Source organism: Streptomyces sp. NBC_01306, assembly GCF_026340465.1.
In the GTDB taxonomy this organism is placed as follows: Bacteria; Actinomycetota; Actinomycetes; order Streptomycetales; family Streptomycetaceae; genus Streptomyces.
On the sequence record NZ_JAPEPC010000001.1, the window covers coordinates 1975792 to 1992857 of the forward strand.

17 protein-coding genes are annotated in these 17066 nt (G+C 70.4%); 5 read left to right on the forward strand and 12 right to left on the reverse strand.

Features of this window, described 5'->3' with window-relative positions; all coding sequences use genetic code 11:
• Positions 1-50 precede the first annotated feature (50 nt).
• The gene (locus OG385_RS08440) at positions 51-611 is read left to right on the forward strand and encodes a PPA1309 family protein (RefSeq protein ID WP_266853286.1); all 561 of its coding nucleotides are present in this window, start codon (positions 51-53) and stop codon (positions 609-611) included.
• 98 nt (positions 612-709) lie between these two features.
• On the opposite strand, the gene OG385_RS08445 is transcribed toward OG385_RS08440, so the two are convergent.
• The 4 genes from OG385_RS08445 to OG385_RS08460 form a co-directional block, all read right to left on the reverse strand.
• Complete coding sequence (locus tag OG385_RS08445; RefSeq protein ID WP_266853288.1) at positions 710-1804, reverse strand: PDZ domain-containing protein; 1095 nt, start codon at positions 1802-1804, stop codon at positions 710-712.
• A gap of 69 nt (positions 1805-1873) precedes the next feature.
• Positions 1874-2083 carry a hypothetical protein gene (locus OG385_RS08450; RefSeq protein WP_266853290.1) on the reverse strand — a complete coding sequence of 70 codons (210 nt, stop codon included), beginning with the start codon at positions 2081-2083 and terminating at the stop codon, positions 1874-1876.
• Between the two features lie 154 nt (positions 2084-2237).
• Complete coding sequence (locus OG385_RS08455; RefSeq protein ID WP_266853292.1) at positions 2238-2696, reverse strand: molybdenum cofactor biosynthesis protein MoaE; 459 nt, start codon at positions 2694-2696, stop codon at positions 2238-2240.
• 137 nt (positions 2697-2833) lie between these two features.
• Positions 2834-3946, reverse strand: coding sequence for an SDR family oxidoreductase (locus tag OG385_RS08460; RefSeq protein WP_266853294.1), 1113 nt, complete (start codon positions 3944-3946; stop codon positions 2834-2836).
• Positions 3947-4187: 241 nt separating this feature from the next.
• Between OG385_RS08460 and OG385_RS08465 the strand changes: the two genes are divergently transcribed.
• Both OG385_RS08465 and OG385_RS08470 read left to right on the forward strand, forming a co-directional pair.
• The gene (locus OG385_RS08465; protein WP_266853296.1) at positions 4188-5681 is read left to right on the forward strand and encodes a zinc-dependent metalloprotease; all 1494 of its coding nucleotides are present in this window, start codon (positions 4188-4190) and stop codon (positions 5679-5681) included.
• Positions 5678-6226: an NUDIX hydrolase gene (locus OG385_RS08470; protein WP_266853297.1), complete on the forward strand. Its 549-nt coding sequence runs from the start codon at positions 5678-5680 to the stop codon at positions 6224-6226. Before OG385_RS08465 ends, OG385_RS08470 begins: the two co-directional genes overlap by 4 nt.
• 145 nt (positions 6227-6371) lie before the next feature.
• Here OG385_RS08470 and OG385_RS08475 read toward each other — a convergent pair whose 3' ends face one another.
• The 4 genes from OG385_RS08475 to OG385_RS08490 all read right to left on the reverse strand — a co-directional run bounded on the left by OG385_RS08475 (position 6372) and on the right by OG385_RS08490 (position 10332).
• On the reverse strand, positions 6372-7127 hold the full coding sequence (locus tag OG385_RS08475) for an AIM24 family protein (RefSeq protein ID WP_266853299.1): 756 nt from the start codon (positions 7125-7127) through the stop codon (positions 6372-6374).
• Between the two features lie 16 nt (positions 7128-7143).
• The gene (locus OG385_RS08480; RefSeq protein WP_266853300.1) at positions 7144-7824 is read right to left on the reverse strand and encodes an AIM24 family protein; all 681 of its coding nucleotides are present in this window, start codon (positions 7822-7824) and stop codon (positions 7144-7146) included.
• Positions 7825-7835: 11 nt separating this feature from the next.
• On the reverse strand, positions 7836-9536 hold the full coding sequence (locus OG385_RS08485) for a TerD family protein (RefSeq protein WP_266853302.1): 1701 nt from the start codon (positions 9534-9536) through the stop codon (positions 7836-7838).
• Positions 9537-9735: 199 nt separating this feature from the next.
• Positions 9736-10332, reverse strand: a complete 597-nt coding sequence (locus OG385_RS08490) for a M48 family metallopeptidase (RefSeq protein ID WP_266853303.1) — start codon at positions 10330-10332, stop codon at positions 9736-9738.
• A gap of 197 nt (positions 10333-10529) precedes the next feature.
• Between OG385_RS08490 and OG385_RS08495 the strand changes: the two genes are divergently transcribed.
• Together OG385_RS08495 and OG385_RS08500 are read left to right on the forward strand one after the other, a co-directional pair.
• Entirely contained in the window at positions 10530-11672 is a 1143-nt protein-coding gene (locus OG385_RS08495) for a TOMM precursor leader peptide-binding protein (RefSeq protein ID WP_266853305.1), read from the forward strand.
• A gap of 41 nt (positions 11673-11713) precedes the next feature.
• On the forward strand, positions 11714-13285 hold the full coding sequence (locus OG385_RS08500) for an AarF/ABC1/UbiB kinase family protein (RefSeq protein ID WP_266853307.1): 1572 nt from the start codon (positions 11714-11716) through the stop codon (positions 13283-13285).
• A 205-nt stretch (positions 13286-13490) separates the two neighbouring features.
• Here OG385_RS08500 and OG385_RS08505 read toward each other — a convergent pair whose 3' ends face one another.
• The 4 genes from OG385_RS08505 to OG385_RS08520 form a co-directional block, all read right to left on the reverse strand.
• Complete coding sequence (locus OG385_RS08505; protein ID WP_266853309.1) at positions 13491-13820, reverse strand: hypothetical protein; 330 nt, start codon at positions 13818-13820, stop codon at positions 13491-13493.
• Positions 13817-14185: a WhiB family transcriptional regulator gene (locus OG385_RS08510; RefSeq protein WP_266853311.1), complete on the reverse strand. Its 369-nt coding sequence runs from the start codon at positions 14183-14185 to the stop codon at positions 13817-13819. The genes OG385_RS08505 and OG385_RS08510 overlap by 4 nt, the downstream gene beginning before the upstream one ends.
• Positions 14186-14316: 131 nt before the next feature.
• Positions 14317-14595 (reverse strand): hypothetical protein, encoded by a 279-nt coding sequence (locus OG385_RS08515; RefSeq protein ID WP_266860723.1) that lies wholly within the window; start codon positions 14593-14595, stop codon positions 14317-14319.
• Positions 14596-14808: 213 nt separating this feature from the next.
• Positions 14809-16995: an ATP-dependent DNA helicase UvrD2 gene (locus tag OG385_RS08520; RefSeq protein ID WP_266853313.1), complete on the reverse strand. Its 2187-nt coding sequence runs from the start codon at positions 16993-16995 to the stop codon at positions 14809-14811.
• Positions 16996-17066: the final 71 nt, after the last annotated feature.

Genomic DNA, 17066 nt, shown 5'->3' on the forward strand with positions numbered 1-17066 from the left:
GGCTTTACCCAGTTCCCGTTCCCGGGGTGGAAGAGGGCAGGATATTGCCCATGCCCAACCTTTCTTCGCCCTCAGGCCCTCCGATGGCCGCCAGTCCGCTCACCGTGGCGGTGCTCGAAATCGACGAGTACGCGTCCGGTCTCGGCTGGGACCAGCCCGCCCGACTCTTCGCACTCGTGGACACCGCGAAGCTCCGCACCCAGGAACCGGGCCTGGCCGCCCAGCTCGGTCTCGATGACGGCGAGCCCGCCGCGTCGCTGACCCCCGTCGAACAGGACGAGATCCCGGACACCACCCCGCTCGACGAGTTCCTCGCCACCATCGCCTGGCCCGACGCGGTGGCCGGCTGCGCGATGACGGTGGAGCGGCTGATGCTGCCGCCGTCGGCCGAGGCGTCCGTACCGGACGGGATGGACGAGGCGCAGCTGACGGCCTGGGTGGCCCAGCACCCGGACCGGCAGGAGGTCCGGATGACCGTGGCGGTACTGCGGGACGGCACCCGTGAGTCGGCGCTGCGGCTGCGCGCGAAGGACTCGCCGAACGAGGTGCTCACCGGCTCGGAGCTGGTCCCCGGCCTCGCCGAGGCGCTCTCGGTGACGTTCGAGGCGTAAGCGGCGGGACGGGCGGCCGGGCTGCTCCGCCACGTGTCCATGCGGCTGTGTGCGTACCGCCTCTTCACGCGCGTACGTACACGAAGACGCCCGCGTGGCTACTTGGCAGAGCAGCTGGGCAGTCCGGCGGTGTCCCCGGAGCGGATCTTGTCCATCGCCTGCTTCGCGTCCTTCATCGCCTTCACCTTCACCAGGGTGAGGCCCGACGGGGTGTCGGCGGCGGCCGCAGCGCAGTTGTCGCTGGGCGTCAGGAAGTACCGGGCGCCCGCCTGACGCGCGGCGACGAGCTTCATCTCGATGCCGCCGATCGGCCCGACCACGCCCTTGTCGTCGATGGTGCCCGTACCGGCGACGAACTTGCCGCCGGTCAGGTCGCCCGGCGTCAGCTTGTCGACGAGGCCGAGGGAGAACATCAGCCCGGCGCTGGGGCCGCCCACATCGGCGAGCTTGATGTCGATGTGGAACGGGAAGGTGTGGTCGGTGCCCGCCTGGATGCCGACGATGGCCCGGCCCGGGTCCGGTGCGGGGGCCTTCTCGGTGACGATGGACACGTTCTTCGTGCCCTTCGGCTCGGCGCCCGCCTTCTCCGCGGCGGCCGCGGTACCGGCCGGCACGACGGTGAAGACGACCGACTGGCCCGGCTTGTGCTGGGTGACCAGCTTCGCCACGTCGGCGGGCTCGGTGACGGCCTTGCCGTCCACGTCCTTGATCACATCGCCCGCGTGCAGCTTGCCCTGCGCGGGGCTGCCCTTGACCACCGTGGAGACCACGGTCCGCGACTTCACGGGGATACCCAGCTCGTCCAGGGCGGCGACCTTGGCGCTCTCCTGGGACTGGCTGAACTCCTCGGCGTTCTGCTGCGTCGACTGCTGCTCGGTCGTGCCCTCCGGGTACAGGGTGTCGTGCGGAACGACCACACTGTCGTGCGCGAGCCAGCCGTAGACCGCCTCGACCAGGTTCATGCGGTAGTCGGAGCGGGTGACCCTGACGGTCACCATGTTGAGGTGACCGGTCGTCGGGTACGTCTTGCGGCCGGCGATCTGCAGAACCGGCTGGCCGCCCGCCTTGCCGAGCGTGTTCACGGTCGGCCCCGGGCTCATCTCGGCGTACGGGACGGTGAGGAACACTCCGCCGCACAGCAGGGCGATCAGCACGAGAGTGGACGTGAGCAGCGTCAGGGTGCGGCGTGGCATGGAACGACAGTACGGGACCAGTCTGTGGCGCACCGCTCGGGGCCGGGGCCCGGATCAGGTCGGGCCGGATCAGGCCGCGCCGCCCGGTGCCGCGGCACCAGCAGCGTCAGAGGGCGTCTCGGAGTCGGCGCTCTCCTTCTCCATCGCCTCCCGGAACCGGGCGTAGCCGGCGAGTTCGGCTCCGTCACCGGCCGTGCGCTGCCGCGTGGCCCACTTGCCCCACAGGGCAGCTCCCACCGCGGCGAAGAGCGGAATCAGCAACCAGGCGAGCGCACCCATAACCGACCTCCGGACCCCCGTGAACAGTCGCGAACCGACTGATCAGCAGATTAGTCATCTGCTGCTCCAACGCTCACGGCAGGGGTGCGGTTACGCAAATCGATCACATGGCGGAAAGCGTCACCCGATAGAGGTGGCCCGGCCCGGAACGGGGTCAGATACCGACCCACTCCTCCGTGCCGTTCGAGAACGTCTGGTGCTTCCAGATCGGCACTTCGTGCTTCAGGTCGTCGATCAGCATCCGGCACGCCTCGAACGCCTCGTTGCGGTGCGCGCAGGACACCGCGGCCACCACGGCGAGGTCGCCCACCGCGAGATCGCCCACCCGGTGGATCGCGGCCAGCGCCCGCACCGGGAACTTCTCGGTGACCCGCTCGGCGACCCGGCGCATCTCGTCCTCGGCGGAGGGGTGGCAGGAGTAGCCGAGGGCGTCGACGTCGGTGCCGCCGTCGTGGTTGCGCACCGTACCGACGAAGAGCGCCGTGCCGCCGGCCGCCTCGTCACCCACGGCCTTGAACACCTCGTCGATGCTGAGCGGGGTGTCACGGATCGCCAGCAGCCGGATGGGGTCCTGAGCCGCGTGTTCGCCGGGGTGGTCGTCGGTGAGTGCCATGACGTCAATGGTGCCGTACGGGGCCGACAGCACGTAAGGGCGCTTTCGACCGGTAGCGGCGCCTGCCCCTTGGAGCGTCCTACAGGGCCGGCCCGTGGACGGCCGGCCGCCCGGCCGTGCGGTCGGCCGGGGCACCGTCAGATACGGCCCCGACGCGCCCGGCGGGCCCGGCGCACCAGTGCCGCCGTACCGAGCAGGGCGACCGTCGCGCCCGCCGCGCCCGCGGCAGTGGCGTCCTTGCGGCCGAGCCTGCGGCCCGCGACGGTGTGCCGCCCGGCGACCTCCTCCAGGAGCTCCGCGAGGACGTCCTCGTTGGTCCACCGGGGCCGCCAGCCCGCGTCGTGCAGCCTGCCGACACTGACCACCCAGGGGTGCATTGTGTACGCCAGGTCACCGGCGGGCGACGGGGTGAGGCCGATCCGGTGCAGCCGGGCGGCGGCGCCGAGGGCGACGGCGGACGGCAGTTCCATCCGGCGGATGCCGCTGAGCTCCTCGACCTCGTCCTGTTCCAGCCAGCCGTCGCAGCCGACCGCGAACTCCCCGTCGACCTTTTCGAGCGCGGCGTACTCCAGCGCGCTGACCAGGTCGTCCACATGGCAGAACTGCCAGGTGGGGCGGGTGCCCGCGACCACGAGCAGCCGGGGGGACTCGAAGTAGCGGGTCAGCGCGGTGTCCGTACCGCCCACCAGGACCGTGGGCCTGACCACGGTGACGTTCAGACCGGGGTGCGCACGCGGCGCGCGGCGGCCGAGCCGCTCGATCTCCAGCAGGTCACTGACACCGGTGGCCTCGGCGGTCGCCCGCAGTTCGGCGTCCTCGGAGAGCGGGATGTCGTTGTCCGGCAGGGCGCCGTAGACCATCGCCGACGTGCAGAGCACGACACGGTGGACACCGGCGGCAGCGGCGGCCGTCAGGACCGTCTGGGTGCCGCGGACGTTGTAGGCGGAACGGGCGGCCGCGTCGGTCTCCAGATCGAGGTCGAGCGCGAGGTGCACCACGACGTCTGCGCCGCGCAGCTTCTCGGCGATCGCCGGGTCGCGCACGTCAAGGATGTGCCACTGGGCCTCGGCCACGTCGCCGCGCCGCTCGTCCATGGCCACGACCCGCTTGACCTCGTCGGACTCGGCCAGCCGCCGGGTCAGCAGGGCACCGGTACCGGAGGCGGCTCCGGTGACCGCGACGACGGGTCCTCGGGAGGGCTTGGTTGAGAGGTTTCGCGCTGCGCGAACCTGCGGATCTGGGGAACTCACCGGGCGTCTCCAGCGGTTGTCTTCAGTACGTACGCGAACTGACACGTACGGACCAGGTGGCGTCCATCCTGCCGCAGCCCATGCGTCAGCCAAGCACTGAGCCCTCATCGGGCACCGGTGTCTGTGGAGAGCCGCCCGGTCGGACCCGGCCTGACCGGGCGGTCACCCCCTACCCTGGGTGGTGTTGTCGGGCAATCGCTGTCGGCCAGTCGGCCGACGGCCCTACGAGCCGAGGAAACCCGTGAGTGACACTCCATTCGGATTCGGCCTTCCGCCGGAGGAGCCGGAGGACGGCGACGAGGGCAAGAGCAAAGGCAGCCAGGGCGGCGGAAGCTCCCCGCAGAATCCACTCGGGTTCGGTCCCGGCAGCGGTGGTGACAATCCGTTCGCGGCGATGTTCGGTTCGATGAACCCGAACGACCTCGGCGCAGCCTTCCAGCAGCTCGGCCAGATGCTGAGCTACGAGGGCGGCCCGGTCAACTGGGACATGGCCAAGGACATCGCACGGCAGACGGTCGCCCAGGGCACGTCCGACGGCACCAAGGACACCAGTGTGGGCCCGGCCGAGCGGTCGGCGGTCGAGGAGGCCGTACGTCTGGCCGACCTGTGGCTGGACGGCGCGACCTCGCTGCCCTCCGGGGCCACTACGGCCGTCGCCTGGAGCCGTGCCGAGTGGGTCGAGGCGACGCTGCCGGTGTGGAAGGACCTCGTCGACCCGGTCGCGGAGCGTGTCGGAGCGGCCATGGGCGGTGTACTGCCCGAGGAGATGCAGGCCATGGCGGGCCCGCTGCTCGGCATGATGCGGTCCATGGGCGGAGCCATGTTCGGCCAGCAGATCGGGCAGGCGGTCGGTGTCCTCGCCGGCGAGGTGGTCGGCTCCACCGACATCGGTCTGCCGCTCGGCCCGGCCGGCAAGGCCGCGCTGCTCCCGCTGAACATCGAGGCCTTCGGCAAGGACCTGGGCATCGACAAGAACGAGGTGCGGCTCTACCTGGCGCTGCGCGAGGCCGCCCATCAGCGGCTCTTCGCACACGTGCCGTGGCTGCGCTCGCATCTGTTCGGCGCGGTGGAGGGGTACGCCCGCGGCATCAAGGTCGACACCTCGAAGCTGGAGGACGTCGTCGGCCAGCTCGACCCCTCGCACCCCGAGCAGCTGCAGGAAGCCCTTCAGCAGGGCATGTTCCAGCCGGAGGACACCCCGGAGCAGAAGGCCGCACTGGCCCGTCTGGAGACGGCGCTCGCGCTGGTCGAGGGCTGGGTGGACGCCGTGGTCCACGAGGCCGCGAAGACCCGTCTGACCTCGGCGGACGCACTGCGCGAGACGCTGCGCAGGCGCCGGGCATCCGGTGGTCCGGCCGAGCAGACGTTCGCCACGCTGATCGGCCTTGAGCTCCGTCCGCGCCGGCTGCGGGACGCCTCGCGGCTGTGGGCCTCGCTCACGGACGCACGGGGTGTCGACGGCCGGGACGGCCTGTGGGAGCACCCGGACATGCTGCCGACCGCTTCCGACCTGGACGACCCGGACGGCTTCGTCCACCACGAGCACCTGGACTTCTCCGAGCTGGACAAGATGCTCGGTGAGGCCGCCGGCGGCAGCGGCAGGGCGAGCACCGGCAAGACCGATCTGACCAAGGACACCGGCGACACGAGCGCTGCCGGACCGGAGGACAGCACCGGCGGGCAGCCCGGCGCGAAGGACGACAACGACGAGAAGAAGGACGACTCCGGCCAGTGACTCACCAGGGCACCCTCCGGGACGACGCGATCCGCGTACTGAAGGGTCACGAGGGCCAGGACGAGCTGCGCCAGAGCTATCTGGACCATCTGTCGGCCCACCCGGACGGGATGTGGAAGGCCTGCGGGTCCGGGCATCTCACCGCGAGCGCTCTGGTCCTGGCCCCGGAGCGCGGGCAGGTGCTGCTCACCCTGCACCGGAAGCTGCGGATGTGGCTCCAGATGGGCGGGCACTGCGAGCCGGGTGACACGACGATGGCGGGAGCCGCCCTGCGCGAGGCGACCGAGGAGTCAGGCATCGAGGGGCTGACGCTGCTGCCCGGCGGCCCGCTGAGGCTGGACCGGCACTCGATTCCGGCGCCCTGCACCCAGCACTTCGATGTGCAGTACGCGGCCCTGGTCCCGCCGGGAGCGGTGGAACTGATCAGCGACGAGTCGCTGGACCTCCGGTGGTTCGCCTATGACGAGGTGGCGGACGTCGCCGACCTGTCGGTCCGGCAGCTGGTGGACGCCGCCCGCACGGCGCTCGGAAAAGCGACCGTCTGAGCAGCGACGGCAACTGCTGACGGACGGGGGCGGTCTCCGAAGAGACCGCCCCCGTCCGGTTCCGCGCACCGTTCGCGGTGTTCAGTTTGCGCGGTGGTCAGTTTGCGCGGTGGTCAGTTTGCGCGGTGGTCAGTTTGCGCGGTGATCAGTTCCAGACGTTGCCCTGGTTCTGGCCGTGCGCGCCCTGCTGTCCCATGCCGAACTGCGCCAGCACCCCGTCCCCGATGTTCGCGTGCTGAGGCGGCATCACCTCGCTGGGCTGGACCAGTGCGAAACCCTGGCCCAGGAAGCTGAGCTCCCAGCCCTCACCGGTGCTGCCGCGCCGACGCCGCACGCCCGACGAGTGCGTCTGCGCCTGCATCTGCACCCGCAGACCGGACGACCAGGCGACCACCGCGTCCGCATCGGCGTTGATGTACCTGTCCGGCGTGACCTGCATCATCAGCGGCTGGCCCGAGGTCATCAGCGCGACCCTGCCCCGGCCGGTGATGTGGAGCTGGTACTTGCCCGATCCCGAGATGCCGTACTGGCTGTCGACCGCGACGACCGTGTGGTTCAGGCTGGAGTCCATCGCGAGCACATAGGCGCTGTCCACGGTCAGCCCGTCCTGGTCGACGTCGACCAGATGCACGTGCTGCGCCAGATTGGCGAAGTAGACCGTGCCCTGCCCGTGGCAGCGCATCAGGTCGAGCCCCTCGCCCGTGTACGCCCGCGCGCGCTGCTGCTGGTTCGACTGGTACTCACCGTCGAATTCGATCAGCCCCTGGTACGCGACCATGGCGCCCTTGCGGGCGAGTACATCGTCGTGTCCGGTCAGCTCGACCCGCAGCAACTGCGGGTTCTGCACCGTGTACCGATCCTGGGTCTGCTGTTCCGTGTAGTTGAAAAGCGGGCTCTGCATGGTGTTCTGGCTCCCCTCAGTTCCGGATCCGCAGACGGTCGGTGCTGTCCTCGCTCGGCTGTACGACGACGATGCCCTGCCCGGAGAAGGCCATCTGGTACGCCTCCCCGCTGCCCCGCCCGATCAGCGAACCGGCCTTGAAGCTGCGCTTGCCCTTCACCTTGAGATTCGGCGACCAGGCGACCAGGGCGTCCGGGTCGACATACGTCTCGTCCTCGCCCCTTCCGCAGTCGACGACGATCGGGGTGCCGCGCGAGGTGATGGCGACCCAGCCGCTGCCGGACACCTGGATGTTCCACAGGCCCTGGCCGGCGAACTTCGCCATGCCCTTGACCCGCTCCACCCCCCAGGTGAGGCTCGCGTCGAAGGCGAGCAGATTGCTGCCGTTGACCGACAGCGCGTCGTTGTCGAGGTTGATGATGACGACGTCCGCACCGTAGTCGGCGAGGTAGAGCAGGCCGTCGCCCGAGCACTTCATGAGGGGTGCGCCCTCGCCGGTGATCCAGTCACGGGCGATCTGGCGGACGGCGGGCGGATTCGGCTCGTACTGCACGAAGCCCTCGTACGCGACCATCGAACCGGTCCGTGCGAGCAGGTCCTGTCCTGTCTGCATGGCGACCTTCAGCATCTTGCTGCCGTGGTTCTCCATGCGGGCCGTGACGGGGGTCGGGGCGAAGCCCGCGAGCTGCTGGTTCATGACGGGCTCCCTCAGACCTCGTACGGCTGGACGATGATGAAGTTCCCGGGGGCGCCCCGGAACTGGAGGTTCACGCTCTCGCCGCTGTCGCCCGCATAGGCGTTCTGCCGCAGCCGCACCTGGCTGGAGACGATCACCTGCGAGGCGGACGACCAGGCGACGACCGCGTTGCAGTCGGCGAAGGTGGTCGGGGTGACCGGCAGGACCACCGGCACACCGTGCGTCTTGACGATCACCGTGCCGGTGCCCTGGAACTGCATGGTGAACAGCGCCCCGCCGGGAATGCCGTGGCCCTCGATCCTGCGGACCTCGTACTGCAGGGTCTCGTCGAAGGCGAGCACGTTCTCCGCGGAGACGCAGATGCCGTCGCCCTGGAGCTCGATGGGGTGCAGATGGGTGCTGTTCTCGGCGAAGAAGACCTGACCGCGGCCGGTGCAGCGCATCAGCTGCATCTCCTGGCCGGTGGCATGTCCCACGATCCGCCCGGCGAAGCCGGCTCCCTTGTAGCTGAAGTCGACCTTGCCCTGGTACATCACCATGCTGCCCTGACGGGCGAGGACGGGGGTATCACTGACGGTCAGGTCGGCCCGCATCAGGTACTTGTTCTGCGGGGTCCAGCGCTGCCCTGTGTCCGTTTCGCGGTACTTCTCGAAGGCGGCCTGCAGCCCGGGGCCCGCGAGGGTCGGCTGATGCTGCCCATAGGGGGCGGGCCCACCGTACGGAGCGGGCTGCCCGGGTGGCGGCTGCTGGCCGTAAGGGTCGGGGAGACCGGGCGGGAGGCCGCCGTACGGGGCCGGGGCGCCCGGCGGCTGGGCCTGGCCCGGGAACTGGCCGAACTGCGGCGGCTGTTGCTGCTGCGGAAGCTGGGGCGGCTGTGCGTACGGCGCAGGGGCGGGGGGCGGGGTGGCGGCCCCTTGCAGATGCATCGGCGCGGCCATGGTGGGCGCCGAGTGGATCGGCGGCGGGGTCGGCGCGGGCAGAGGAGGCGGGGTCGCCGCAGGCAGCGGGGGCGGGGTCGCCGCTCCCCCGGACGCGGGCTGGGGCGTCTGAGCCGGCGGGGCCTGGGGCGGAGCGGCCGGTGCGCCGAAGGAGGGGGCCGGGTCGGGAGCGGCGGCGGGCGGAGCGAAAGCGGGCGCGCCGAAAGCGGGTGGGGCGGCGGCCTGCTGCGGTGCGGCGGGCTCCTCTTCGGCGACCTCACCGCCGAAGTTCCTCAGCAGTGCGTCGAGTCCACCGTCGAAGCCCTGGCCTACGGCCGCGAACCGCCAGACGTCCTTCAGATAGAAGTCGCCCAGCATGACGGCGCGCTCCGTGGTGAACTCGGAGCCGGTGAAGGCGTATCTGACGACCTCGTCGCCACCGGCGACGATACGGATGTACCCGGGCCCGATCTGCGACATCTGGCCTGCGCCGTCGAGCGTCGCGGTGAACGAGAGCTTCTGGACGGTCGCGGGGATGCGGTCGAGCGTGACACGGAAGGATTCGGTGTCACCGGCCTGTGCGCCGAGGAGCTGGATCGACTCCTCCGGAGACTTCGGCTGGTTGAAGAAGATGAAATACCGGTCGTCCGAGAGCTGTTCGTCGGCGTCGAGCCCGAAGCAGCTGATGTCGAAGGTCAGTCCGGCGCCCGCGATCTGTACACCCACATACAGATCCGTGCCCGCTGTCAGGTCACTGATCCTGGCCTTGTGGCCGCGTTGGAATTGCCTGGCCATACGTAACGACCGTCCCCCATCCCGAATATGTTCCTTCGCGTCAGGCTAACGGCTGGGACCGACATCCGGCCAAGCCGGGACAGGCCCGGTACGCAGCCGGTACAGAATCGCCGGGGCGGCCGGTACGGAGTCACCCGGGGTCAGTCGCTGATCACGGCGGGTGTCACCCGGCGTCACGGGCGACAGGTGACCGGCGCTGTCACTCGCCGCGGGCGGCGGGCAGCTGCGGCAGCCGCTCGGCGGCCACCACCCCTTCGAGATACCCCCGGGCCCGCTCGGTTCGCGGATACGCCTCCAGGAGCTGCCAGAAGCGGGGGCCGTGCCCGGGCACCAGAAGATGGGCCAGCTCGTGGAGCAGCACATAGTCGACGACGTACTCCGGCATCCCCTGGAGCCGGTGCGAGAGCCGGATACTGCCCTCCGCCGGAGTGCAGGAGCCCCACCGGGTGTTCTGGTTGGTCACCCACCGCACAGAATCGGGGCGGGCCCGGCCCGCGAAGTACTGCTCGGACAGCCGCGCCGCGCGGTCGGCGAGCTCGGTGTCGCCGAGGACCCGCTTGCTCTCCTGGGCGGCGAGCTTGTCGAGCATCACGGTCACCCAGCGCCGTTCCTCGGCGTCCGACATCCGGGCGGGGATGAGCACGATGGTCCGGTCGCCCTCCCGGTAGGCGGAGACCGTTCTGTTGCGCCGGGAGCTCCTGCGGACCTCGACCGGGCTCGTCGCCGGGCCGCGGGGCGGCTGGCTCTTCGCGCTGCGCGGTGGACTTCCGGCGGTGTGCAGAGGGTCGACGGGCACGCCTCGACGTTACCCGCTGTCAGTGGGGGAAGTCCCGTGCCCATGGCGGTTGAACCTTGATCCATTCCACAGAGTGCAGCATTCGAATGATCAGCCCACCGGCCCTGTGGATAACTTTCCGCACTGTCCGCGACCTGAGGGCATTCTGACAACAGAGCCGCCGGGACAGCCCGGCGGACCGTGAACGGGGGCGTGCGATGCATCCGATGGTGAAGCCCGCGCTGCGGCGCGCATGGCGGGACCGGCAGGCCGTGCAGTTCGGGGTGACTCCCGCACAGGCGGTGGTGCTCGGCCCGGTGGACCCGGCGACCGGCTGCCTCCTCGGGCTGCTGGACGGCACTCGCGGGATGGAGCGGCTGCGGGAGGAGGCGCGGGCCATGCGGCTGCCGGACGGCCAGGTGGACAAGCTGGTCGACCGGTTGGCGAAGGCGGGGTTGATCGACGATGCGACAGCCACGGGTGCGGCGGTCGACGCGTTACGGAAACGGCCCGGCACGCTGGACCGGCTCCGCCCCGATCTGGCATCACTCTCGCTGGTCCATCCGGAACCGGGCGGCGGTACGGCCCGTCTCGCGGCCCGGCGGGCCATACGGGTCCAGGTGAGGGGCGCGGGCCGGGTCGGGGGCACCGTGGCGGCGCTGCTCTCGGCCTCCGGGGTGGGGCGGGTCGATGTGCTGGACGGCGGCTCTGTCACCTCGGGGGACGTGGCACCGGGCGGCCTTCCGGCGGATGCCGTCGGGGAGCGGCGGGACTCGGCGGCGCGCCAGCTGATCCGGCGCGTCGCGCCCGGTCCGCCACCACGCGCCTCGGCCTCCGCACCCGGCGGCGACGGCGGACCGGGGCTGTCACTGATCGTCATCGCACCGCGCGACGGATTCGATGCCTACGTGCCCGACCCGGCACTCTCCGCGGAGTGGGTCGCGTCCGGCACGCCTCATCTCTATACGGGCGTGCTCGAAGGGACGGGAGTGGTGGGGCCACTCGTCCTGCCGGGAGGCACAGCGTGCTCGGGCTGCCTTGCGCTGCGGCGGGGTGAGCGTGATCCGGGCTGGCCCCGGATGGTCGCGCAGTGGCGCTCGGGCAGACGCGGCTCCGTGCCGGCGTGCGATCTCGGCCTGGCCACAGCGGTGGCGGGGCTGGCGGCAGCACACGCGCTGGCGTTTCTCGACGGCGAGCTGCCGGCGTCGACGGGGTCGCGTTGGGAGGCGTCCCTGCCGCTGCTCGACTGGCGATCGGCCCGTATCGCACCCCACCCCGACTGCCGCTGTGGTGCGGGTGGGCACACTGAAGGGGAGCGCGCCTCGGCGGCCGGGGCTCCGCACGACACAATGGCCGGGTAACCGCCGTACGCTCCACGGCAGTCTGGGATTTGGAGGGGCGCATGTCTGATCTTCCCCGGAAAGCGGTCACACGTACCGCCAAGCTGGCGGCACTCCCACTCGGTTTCGCCGGCCGCGCCACCTGGGGCCTGGGCAAGCGCATCGGCGGCAGATCCGCGGAGATCGTGGCACGCGAGGTGCAGCAGCGCACGGCCGAGCAGCTCTTCAAGGTCCTGGGCGAGCTGAAGGGCGGGGCCATGAAAATGGGGCAGGCCCTCTCGGTCTTCGAATCCGCCCTTCCCGAGGAGGTCGCGGGGCCCTACCGGGCGGCGCTGACCAAGCTCCAGGAATCCGCCCCTCCCATGCCGGTGCAGACGGTACATGCCGTGCTGGAGGCTCAGCTGGGGACGGAGTGGCGCGAGCTGTTCGTCGATTTCGACGACAAGCCGTCCGCCGCCGCGTCCATCGGTCAGGTGCACCGGGCGGTGTGGCACGACGGGCGCCGGGTGGCGGTCAAGGTGCAGTATCCGGGGGCCGGTGAGGCCCTGCTGTCGGATCTCACCCAGCTGAGCCGCTTCGCCCGGCTGCTCGGGCCGCTGATTCCCGGCATGGACATCAAGCCGCTCATCGCCGAACTGCGCGACCGGGTGTCGGAGGAGCTGGACTACGAACTGGAGGCGGAGGCTCAGCGGGAGCACGCGGAGGAGTTCGCCGGGGATCCGGATGTGGTGGTGCCCGATGTGGTGCACCAGAGCGACCAGGTGCTGGTGACCGAGTGGATCGACGGAACCCCGTTGGCCGACGTGATCTCGGACGGCACGGACGAACAGCGGGACCGGGCCGGGCAGCTGCTCGCGCGGTTCCTCTTCTCGGGCCCGGCCCGCACGGGACTGCTGCATGCCGACCCGCATCCGGGCAACTTCCGGCTGCTGCCCGCAGAGGAGGACGGGACCGATAGGGAGGGGACCGATGAGGACGCGAGCACCGAGGACGGCGCTGAGGACGACGGCACTGTAGAGGGGGCCTCGGCGCAGTGGCGGCTGGGGGTGCTCGACTTCGGGACGGTGGACCGGCTGCCGGGCGGGCTCCCCGCCACGATCGGTCACGCCCTGCGGATGACCATCGAGGGTGAGGCCTCCGCCGTCTACGAGATGCTCTGCGATGAGGGGTTCGTCAAGGAGTCCATCGATCTCGATCCGGAGGCGGTGCTGGAGTATCTGGTACCGATCATCGAGCCGGTGCAGGCAGACGAGTTCACGTTCAGCCGGGGGTGGATGCGGGCGCAGGCGGCGAGGATCGCCGATCCCCGCTCCCCCGCCCACCAGTTGGGCAAGCAGCTCAATCTGCCGCCGTCCTATCTGCTGATCCACCGGGTGACACTGAGCACCATCGGGGTGCTCTGCCAGCTGGGTGCGACCGTGCGGCTCCGGGACGAACTCGAAGCCTGGATGCCCGGGTTCCTGCCGGAGACCACCGAAGCCGAGTTCCCGGACCAGGCCACACGCCAACTCCCTGAACAGGTCAAGGAACAGGCCAAGGAACAAGTCGGGGAGCAAGTCGGGGAACACGTCGAGGAACGCGTCACGGACGAAGTCCCGGAGGAGGAACTGCCTCCCGCCCAGGCGCGTGCCTGACCGGACCGGTTCTGGTGACTGCGGGACATGCCCGGGGACATGCCCGGGGGCCGGTCGCTCCGACCGGCCCCCGATGTCCTCCGCGCTTTCCGCGCATCCTCCGTGCTGCTGATGTGCTGCTGATGTGCTGCTGAGCTTGCCCAACTGCCCTGCTGCTCTGTTCCTTCTTCACCGCTGCGTGACCGCTGTTACTGCATGACCGCTGTTACTGCATGACGGCCATGGCGAGCGCACGGCGGGCGCGCAACGACACGCGCTCGGCGCGGCGTTGCATACGGCGGGCGGCCATCAGGCGCAGGGCCTGACGCTCGACGTCGGCCTCCCTGCGGCGCTCGTGCATATGAGCACGAGCCATGGCTTCTGGGATGAGTTGCATCTCACGGGTCCTGTTCTGACGCGACGCGGTCGCGCCGATGGTGGTGACGACTGGTGTGGCGGAGCCGGACGGCTCGCTGGTGGAAGAGGTCATCGGGTCCTGCTTCTGGGGATCGTGCTTGTGGGGGCGGTCAATCGTTCCGGGGCCGGTGAGATTCATGCCGCGACCGGGTTCTTGCGCGGACGTCCACGCGGCCTCTTGCGGGCGACGACGACGCCCTGGACGAAGAGCTCGCCACCCCAGACGCCCCACGGCTCGCGACGCTCCTTGGCGCCGGCGAGGCAGGCCTCGACGAGCGGGCAGGTACGGCAGAGCGACTTGGCGTACTCGACATCGGCCGGGGTCTCGGCGAAGAAGACCTCCGGGTCGTAGGCACGGCAGGGAACGGGCACATCGAGGTTCTCGATGGCGTCGTCGAGAACGGTGAGCGCGGTGAGCGGGAACACGGTGGGATCCTCCGGGGCAACAGGGGGCGAGAGCGTCTGTGAGGGCGGTACGGACGGGGCGTGCGCTTCGATTTGCACGGTGATTTCATTCCTCGTCTGGTCGTTCCGGTCTGTTTGACCGAAGGTCGTCTGGTGGCCCAGTACAAACAAAAGGGCCGCGGATCCCGGGTGGGGTTCCGCGGCCCTGAAGGCGCCTGCCTGATGCTGAATCAGACTGGATCACTCCAGGGTTCGAGCCCACGGAAGGCCCACATCGTGTGATGCTGCGTTGCCTGCGTCCCGAATTCGGCACCGGCTGCCTCAAACGCATAGGACGGCATCCCCGCGTTTGCTACTGCTGCTTCCGGTGCCTGGGTCGGTCGCTCATTACGGTCCCGAATGGGAAGGCCCGCCAGGGAAACAGGGCTGACGGCGGAGACGCCGGACAGACCGGTTCCACGGAGAGAGGAGCCGAGCAGGCAGGTGACGACGACCGAGCGGTCGGTCATTTTGGTCTTCGTGATGGTTGCCACTGGTCTCGCCTCCTCTCGGCGTCTCGGGGAGCTGGGCCCGGGGGCCTCGTCCCATTCGTATATAGGTCAGGTACAGCTGTAGTGAAGTACAGCACAGAACCAGGGCTTCAGAGAAGTCGCTGTTCCCGTGGTTAAGAACCTAAGGGGGTTCCCGGGGCGTGCGCAAACTATTTTTTCAACGAGTTTCAGTCAGTCTTCTCCGCTGTCGCCCGTAGGCTCCTGACCTGCACAGATCTTCAGCACGTCGGCCCCGAACCGCGCGATCTTCCGGGCCGGGACGCCGGCGATCCGCGTCAGCTCGGTCTCGCTGGACGGCACAGCCTCCGCGATGGCCATCAGAGTCTTGTCGGTGAACACGCAGAACGCGGGCTGTCCCGTCTCCGCCGCCTGGACCGAGCGCCACTCGTGCAGCCGCTCGTACAGCGCCTCGTCCATGTCGGAAGGGCAGTCCTCGCAGCGCATCAGTTTCATCTCGCCGCCGTCGGTCAGGCTCTTGCCGCAGACCCGGCACCGCACGGGCCCGCGGTGCTTGCGGCGGGCCGCCGCACCCCGCTCGATCCCGCCCGAGCCACCGGCGCCGCCGGGCAGTCCGGCGACAGGACCACCCGTCGAGCCCGGTCGCAGACTGCTGAGGAAGCGGCTGGGGCGGCGGGAGGCCCTGCCGCCGGGCGACCTGGACAGCGCCCAGGAGAGCGTGAGGTGCAGCCGGGCCCTGGTGACGCCCACATAGAGCAGCCGGCGCTCCTCCTCGACCTGCTCATCGGTCTTGGCGTAGGTGATCGGCATCATGCCCTCGGTCAGCCCGACCAGGAACACCGCGTCCCACTCCAGACCCTTCGCCGAGTGCAGCGAGGCCAGGGTGACGCCCTGGATGGTCGGGGCGTGCTGCGCGGCCGCCCGCTCGTCCAGCTCGGCGACGAGGTCCGAGAGGGTCGCTCCCTCCCTGGCCCTGGCGAAGTCCTCGGCCAGGCGCACCAGCGCGGCCAGAGACTCCCAGCGGTCCCGGACCGCCCCGGACCCGGCCGGGGCCTCCGCCCGCCACCCCTTGGTGCCGAGCACCGCCCGCACCTGGGACGGCAGATCCACCGCGTCGTCGAGCAGTGGGTCGTTGCCGCCGGCCCGGGCGGCTCCGCGCAGCGCGACGCCGGCCTCCCGCACCTCGGGCCGTTCGAAGAACCGCTCGGCGCCGCGCAGCTGGTAGGGCACCCCCGCGTCGGCCAGCGCCTGTTCGTACACCTCGGACTGGGCGTTGATCCGGTACAGCACGGCGATCTCGGACGCGGGGACGCCCGCTGCGATGAGATCCCGGATCCGGCGCGCGGTGCCCTCGGCCTCGGTGGGCTCGTCCCCGTACTCCTTGTAGACGGGATCGGGCCCCGGGGAGCGCTGCGAGATCAGCTCCAGGCGGTGCTCGGCGGCGCGGCCGCGGGCCTGGGCCAGCAGCCCGTTGGCCAGGTGGACGACCTGCGGGGTCGAGCGGTAGTCCCGGACCAGCTTGACCACCGTGGCCTGCGGATGGCGGACCCGGAAGTTGAGCAGGTGGTCGGGGGTGGCGCCGGTGAAGGAGTAGATCGTCTGGCTGGCGTCGCCCACGACGCAGAGGTCCTCCCGGTCCCCCACCCACAGTTCGAGGAGCCGCTGCTGCAGCGGGCTGACGTCCTGGTACTCGTCGACCACGAAGTGCTGGTACTGACTGCGGATCCGGTCGGCGATGTCGTGCCGGTCCTGGAGGATGCCGACGGTCAGCAGCAGCACGTCCTCGAAGTCGATCACTCCGCGGTCGCGCTTGAGCTGCTCGTACATCGAGTAGATCTGAGAGATCTCGGCCGGACTCCGGGGCGCCTCGCGGGCCGACTTCGCGATGACCGCCGGATAGTCGGCGGGCACGGTCTGGGTGACCTTGGACCACTCGATCTCGCCCGTCACGTCCCGCAGCTCGTTGCGGTCGAGCCGGACACCGCAGCGCGCCGCGGCCTCGGCGACCAGCTGGACCTTGCGCTCGACGAGCCGGGGCACCTCGCCGCCGACCGCCTTGGGCCAGAAGAACTGGAGCTGGCGCAGCGCCGCCGAGTGGAACGTACGCGCCTGGACACCACCCGCGCCGAGCTGGCGCAGCCGCCCGCGCATCTCGCCGGCCGCGCGGTTGGTGAAGGTGACGGCGAGCACCGTGGAAGGCTGCAGGATCCCGGCGCGCACCCCGTAGGCGATGCGGTGCGTGATCGCGCGCGTCTTGCCCGTACCGGCTCCGGCCAGCACGCACACCGGACCGCGCAGGGCCGTCGCGACCTCGCGCTGCTCGGGGTCGAGACCGTCGAGCACCGCGTCGGCGGAGTCCGGAACCTGCGGGAAGAGAGAGGCGTGCGTTGCTGCTGTCACCCCGCCATGCTGCCAGGTCCCACGGGACCGGCGGGTCCGTTGTCCACAGGGGCCCGGTCGCAGTCGTACTA

Bases quoted from the DNA above. Each gene is read 5' to 3' on its own strand.
- OG385_RS08505 (WP_266853309.1), bottom strand. From the start codon at position 13,820: ATGAATCTCACCGGCCCCGGAACGATTGACCGCCCCCACAAGCACGAT.
- OG385_RS08440 (WP_266853286.1), top strand. From the start codon at position 51: ATGCCCAACCTTTCTTCGCCCTCAGGCCCTCCGATGGCCGCCAGTCCG.
- OG385_RS08495 (WP_266853305.1), top strand. From the start codon at position 10,530: ATGCATCCGATGGTGAAGCCCGCGCTGCGGCGCGCATGGCGGGACCGG.
- OG385_RS08515 (WP_266860723.1), bottom strand. From the start codon at position 14,595: ATGACCGACCGCTCGGTCGTCGTCACCTGCCTGCTCGGCTCCTCTCTC.
- OG385_RS08445 (WP_266853288.1), bottom strand. From the start codon at position 1,804: ATGCCACGCCGCACCCTGACGCTGCTCACGTCCACTCTCGTGCTGATC.
- OG385_RS08450 (WP_266853290.1), bottom strand. From the start codon at position 2,083: ATGGGTGCGCTCGCCTGGTTGCTGATTCCGCTCTTCGCCGCGGTGGGA.
- OG385_RS08500 (WP_266853307.1), top strand. From the start codon at position 11,714: ATGTCTGATCTTCCCCGGAAAGCGGTCACACGTACCGCCAAGCTGGCG.
- OG385_RS08475 (WP_266853299.1), bottom strand. From the start codon at position 7,127: ATGCAGAGCCCGCTTTTCAACTACACGGAACAGCAGACCCAGGATCGG.
- OG385_RS08480 (WP_266853300.1), bottom strand. From the start codon at position 7,824: ATGAACCAGCAGCTCGCGGGCTTCGCCCCGACCCCCGTCACGGCCCGC.
- OG385_RS08455 (WP_266853292.1), bottom strand. From the start codon at position 2,696: ATGGCACTCACCGACGACCACCCCGGCGAACACGCGGCTCAGGACCCC.
- OG385_RS08485 (WP_266853302.1), bottom strand. From the start codon at position 9,536: ATGGCCAGGCAATTCCAACGCGGCCACAAGGCCAGGATCAGTGACCTG.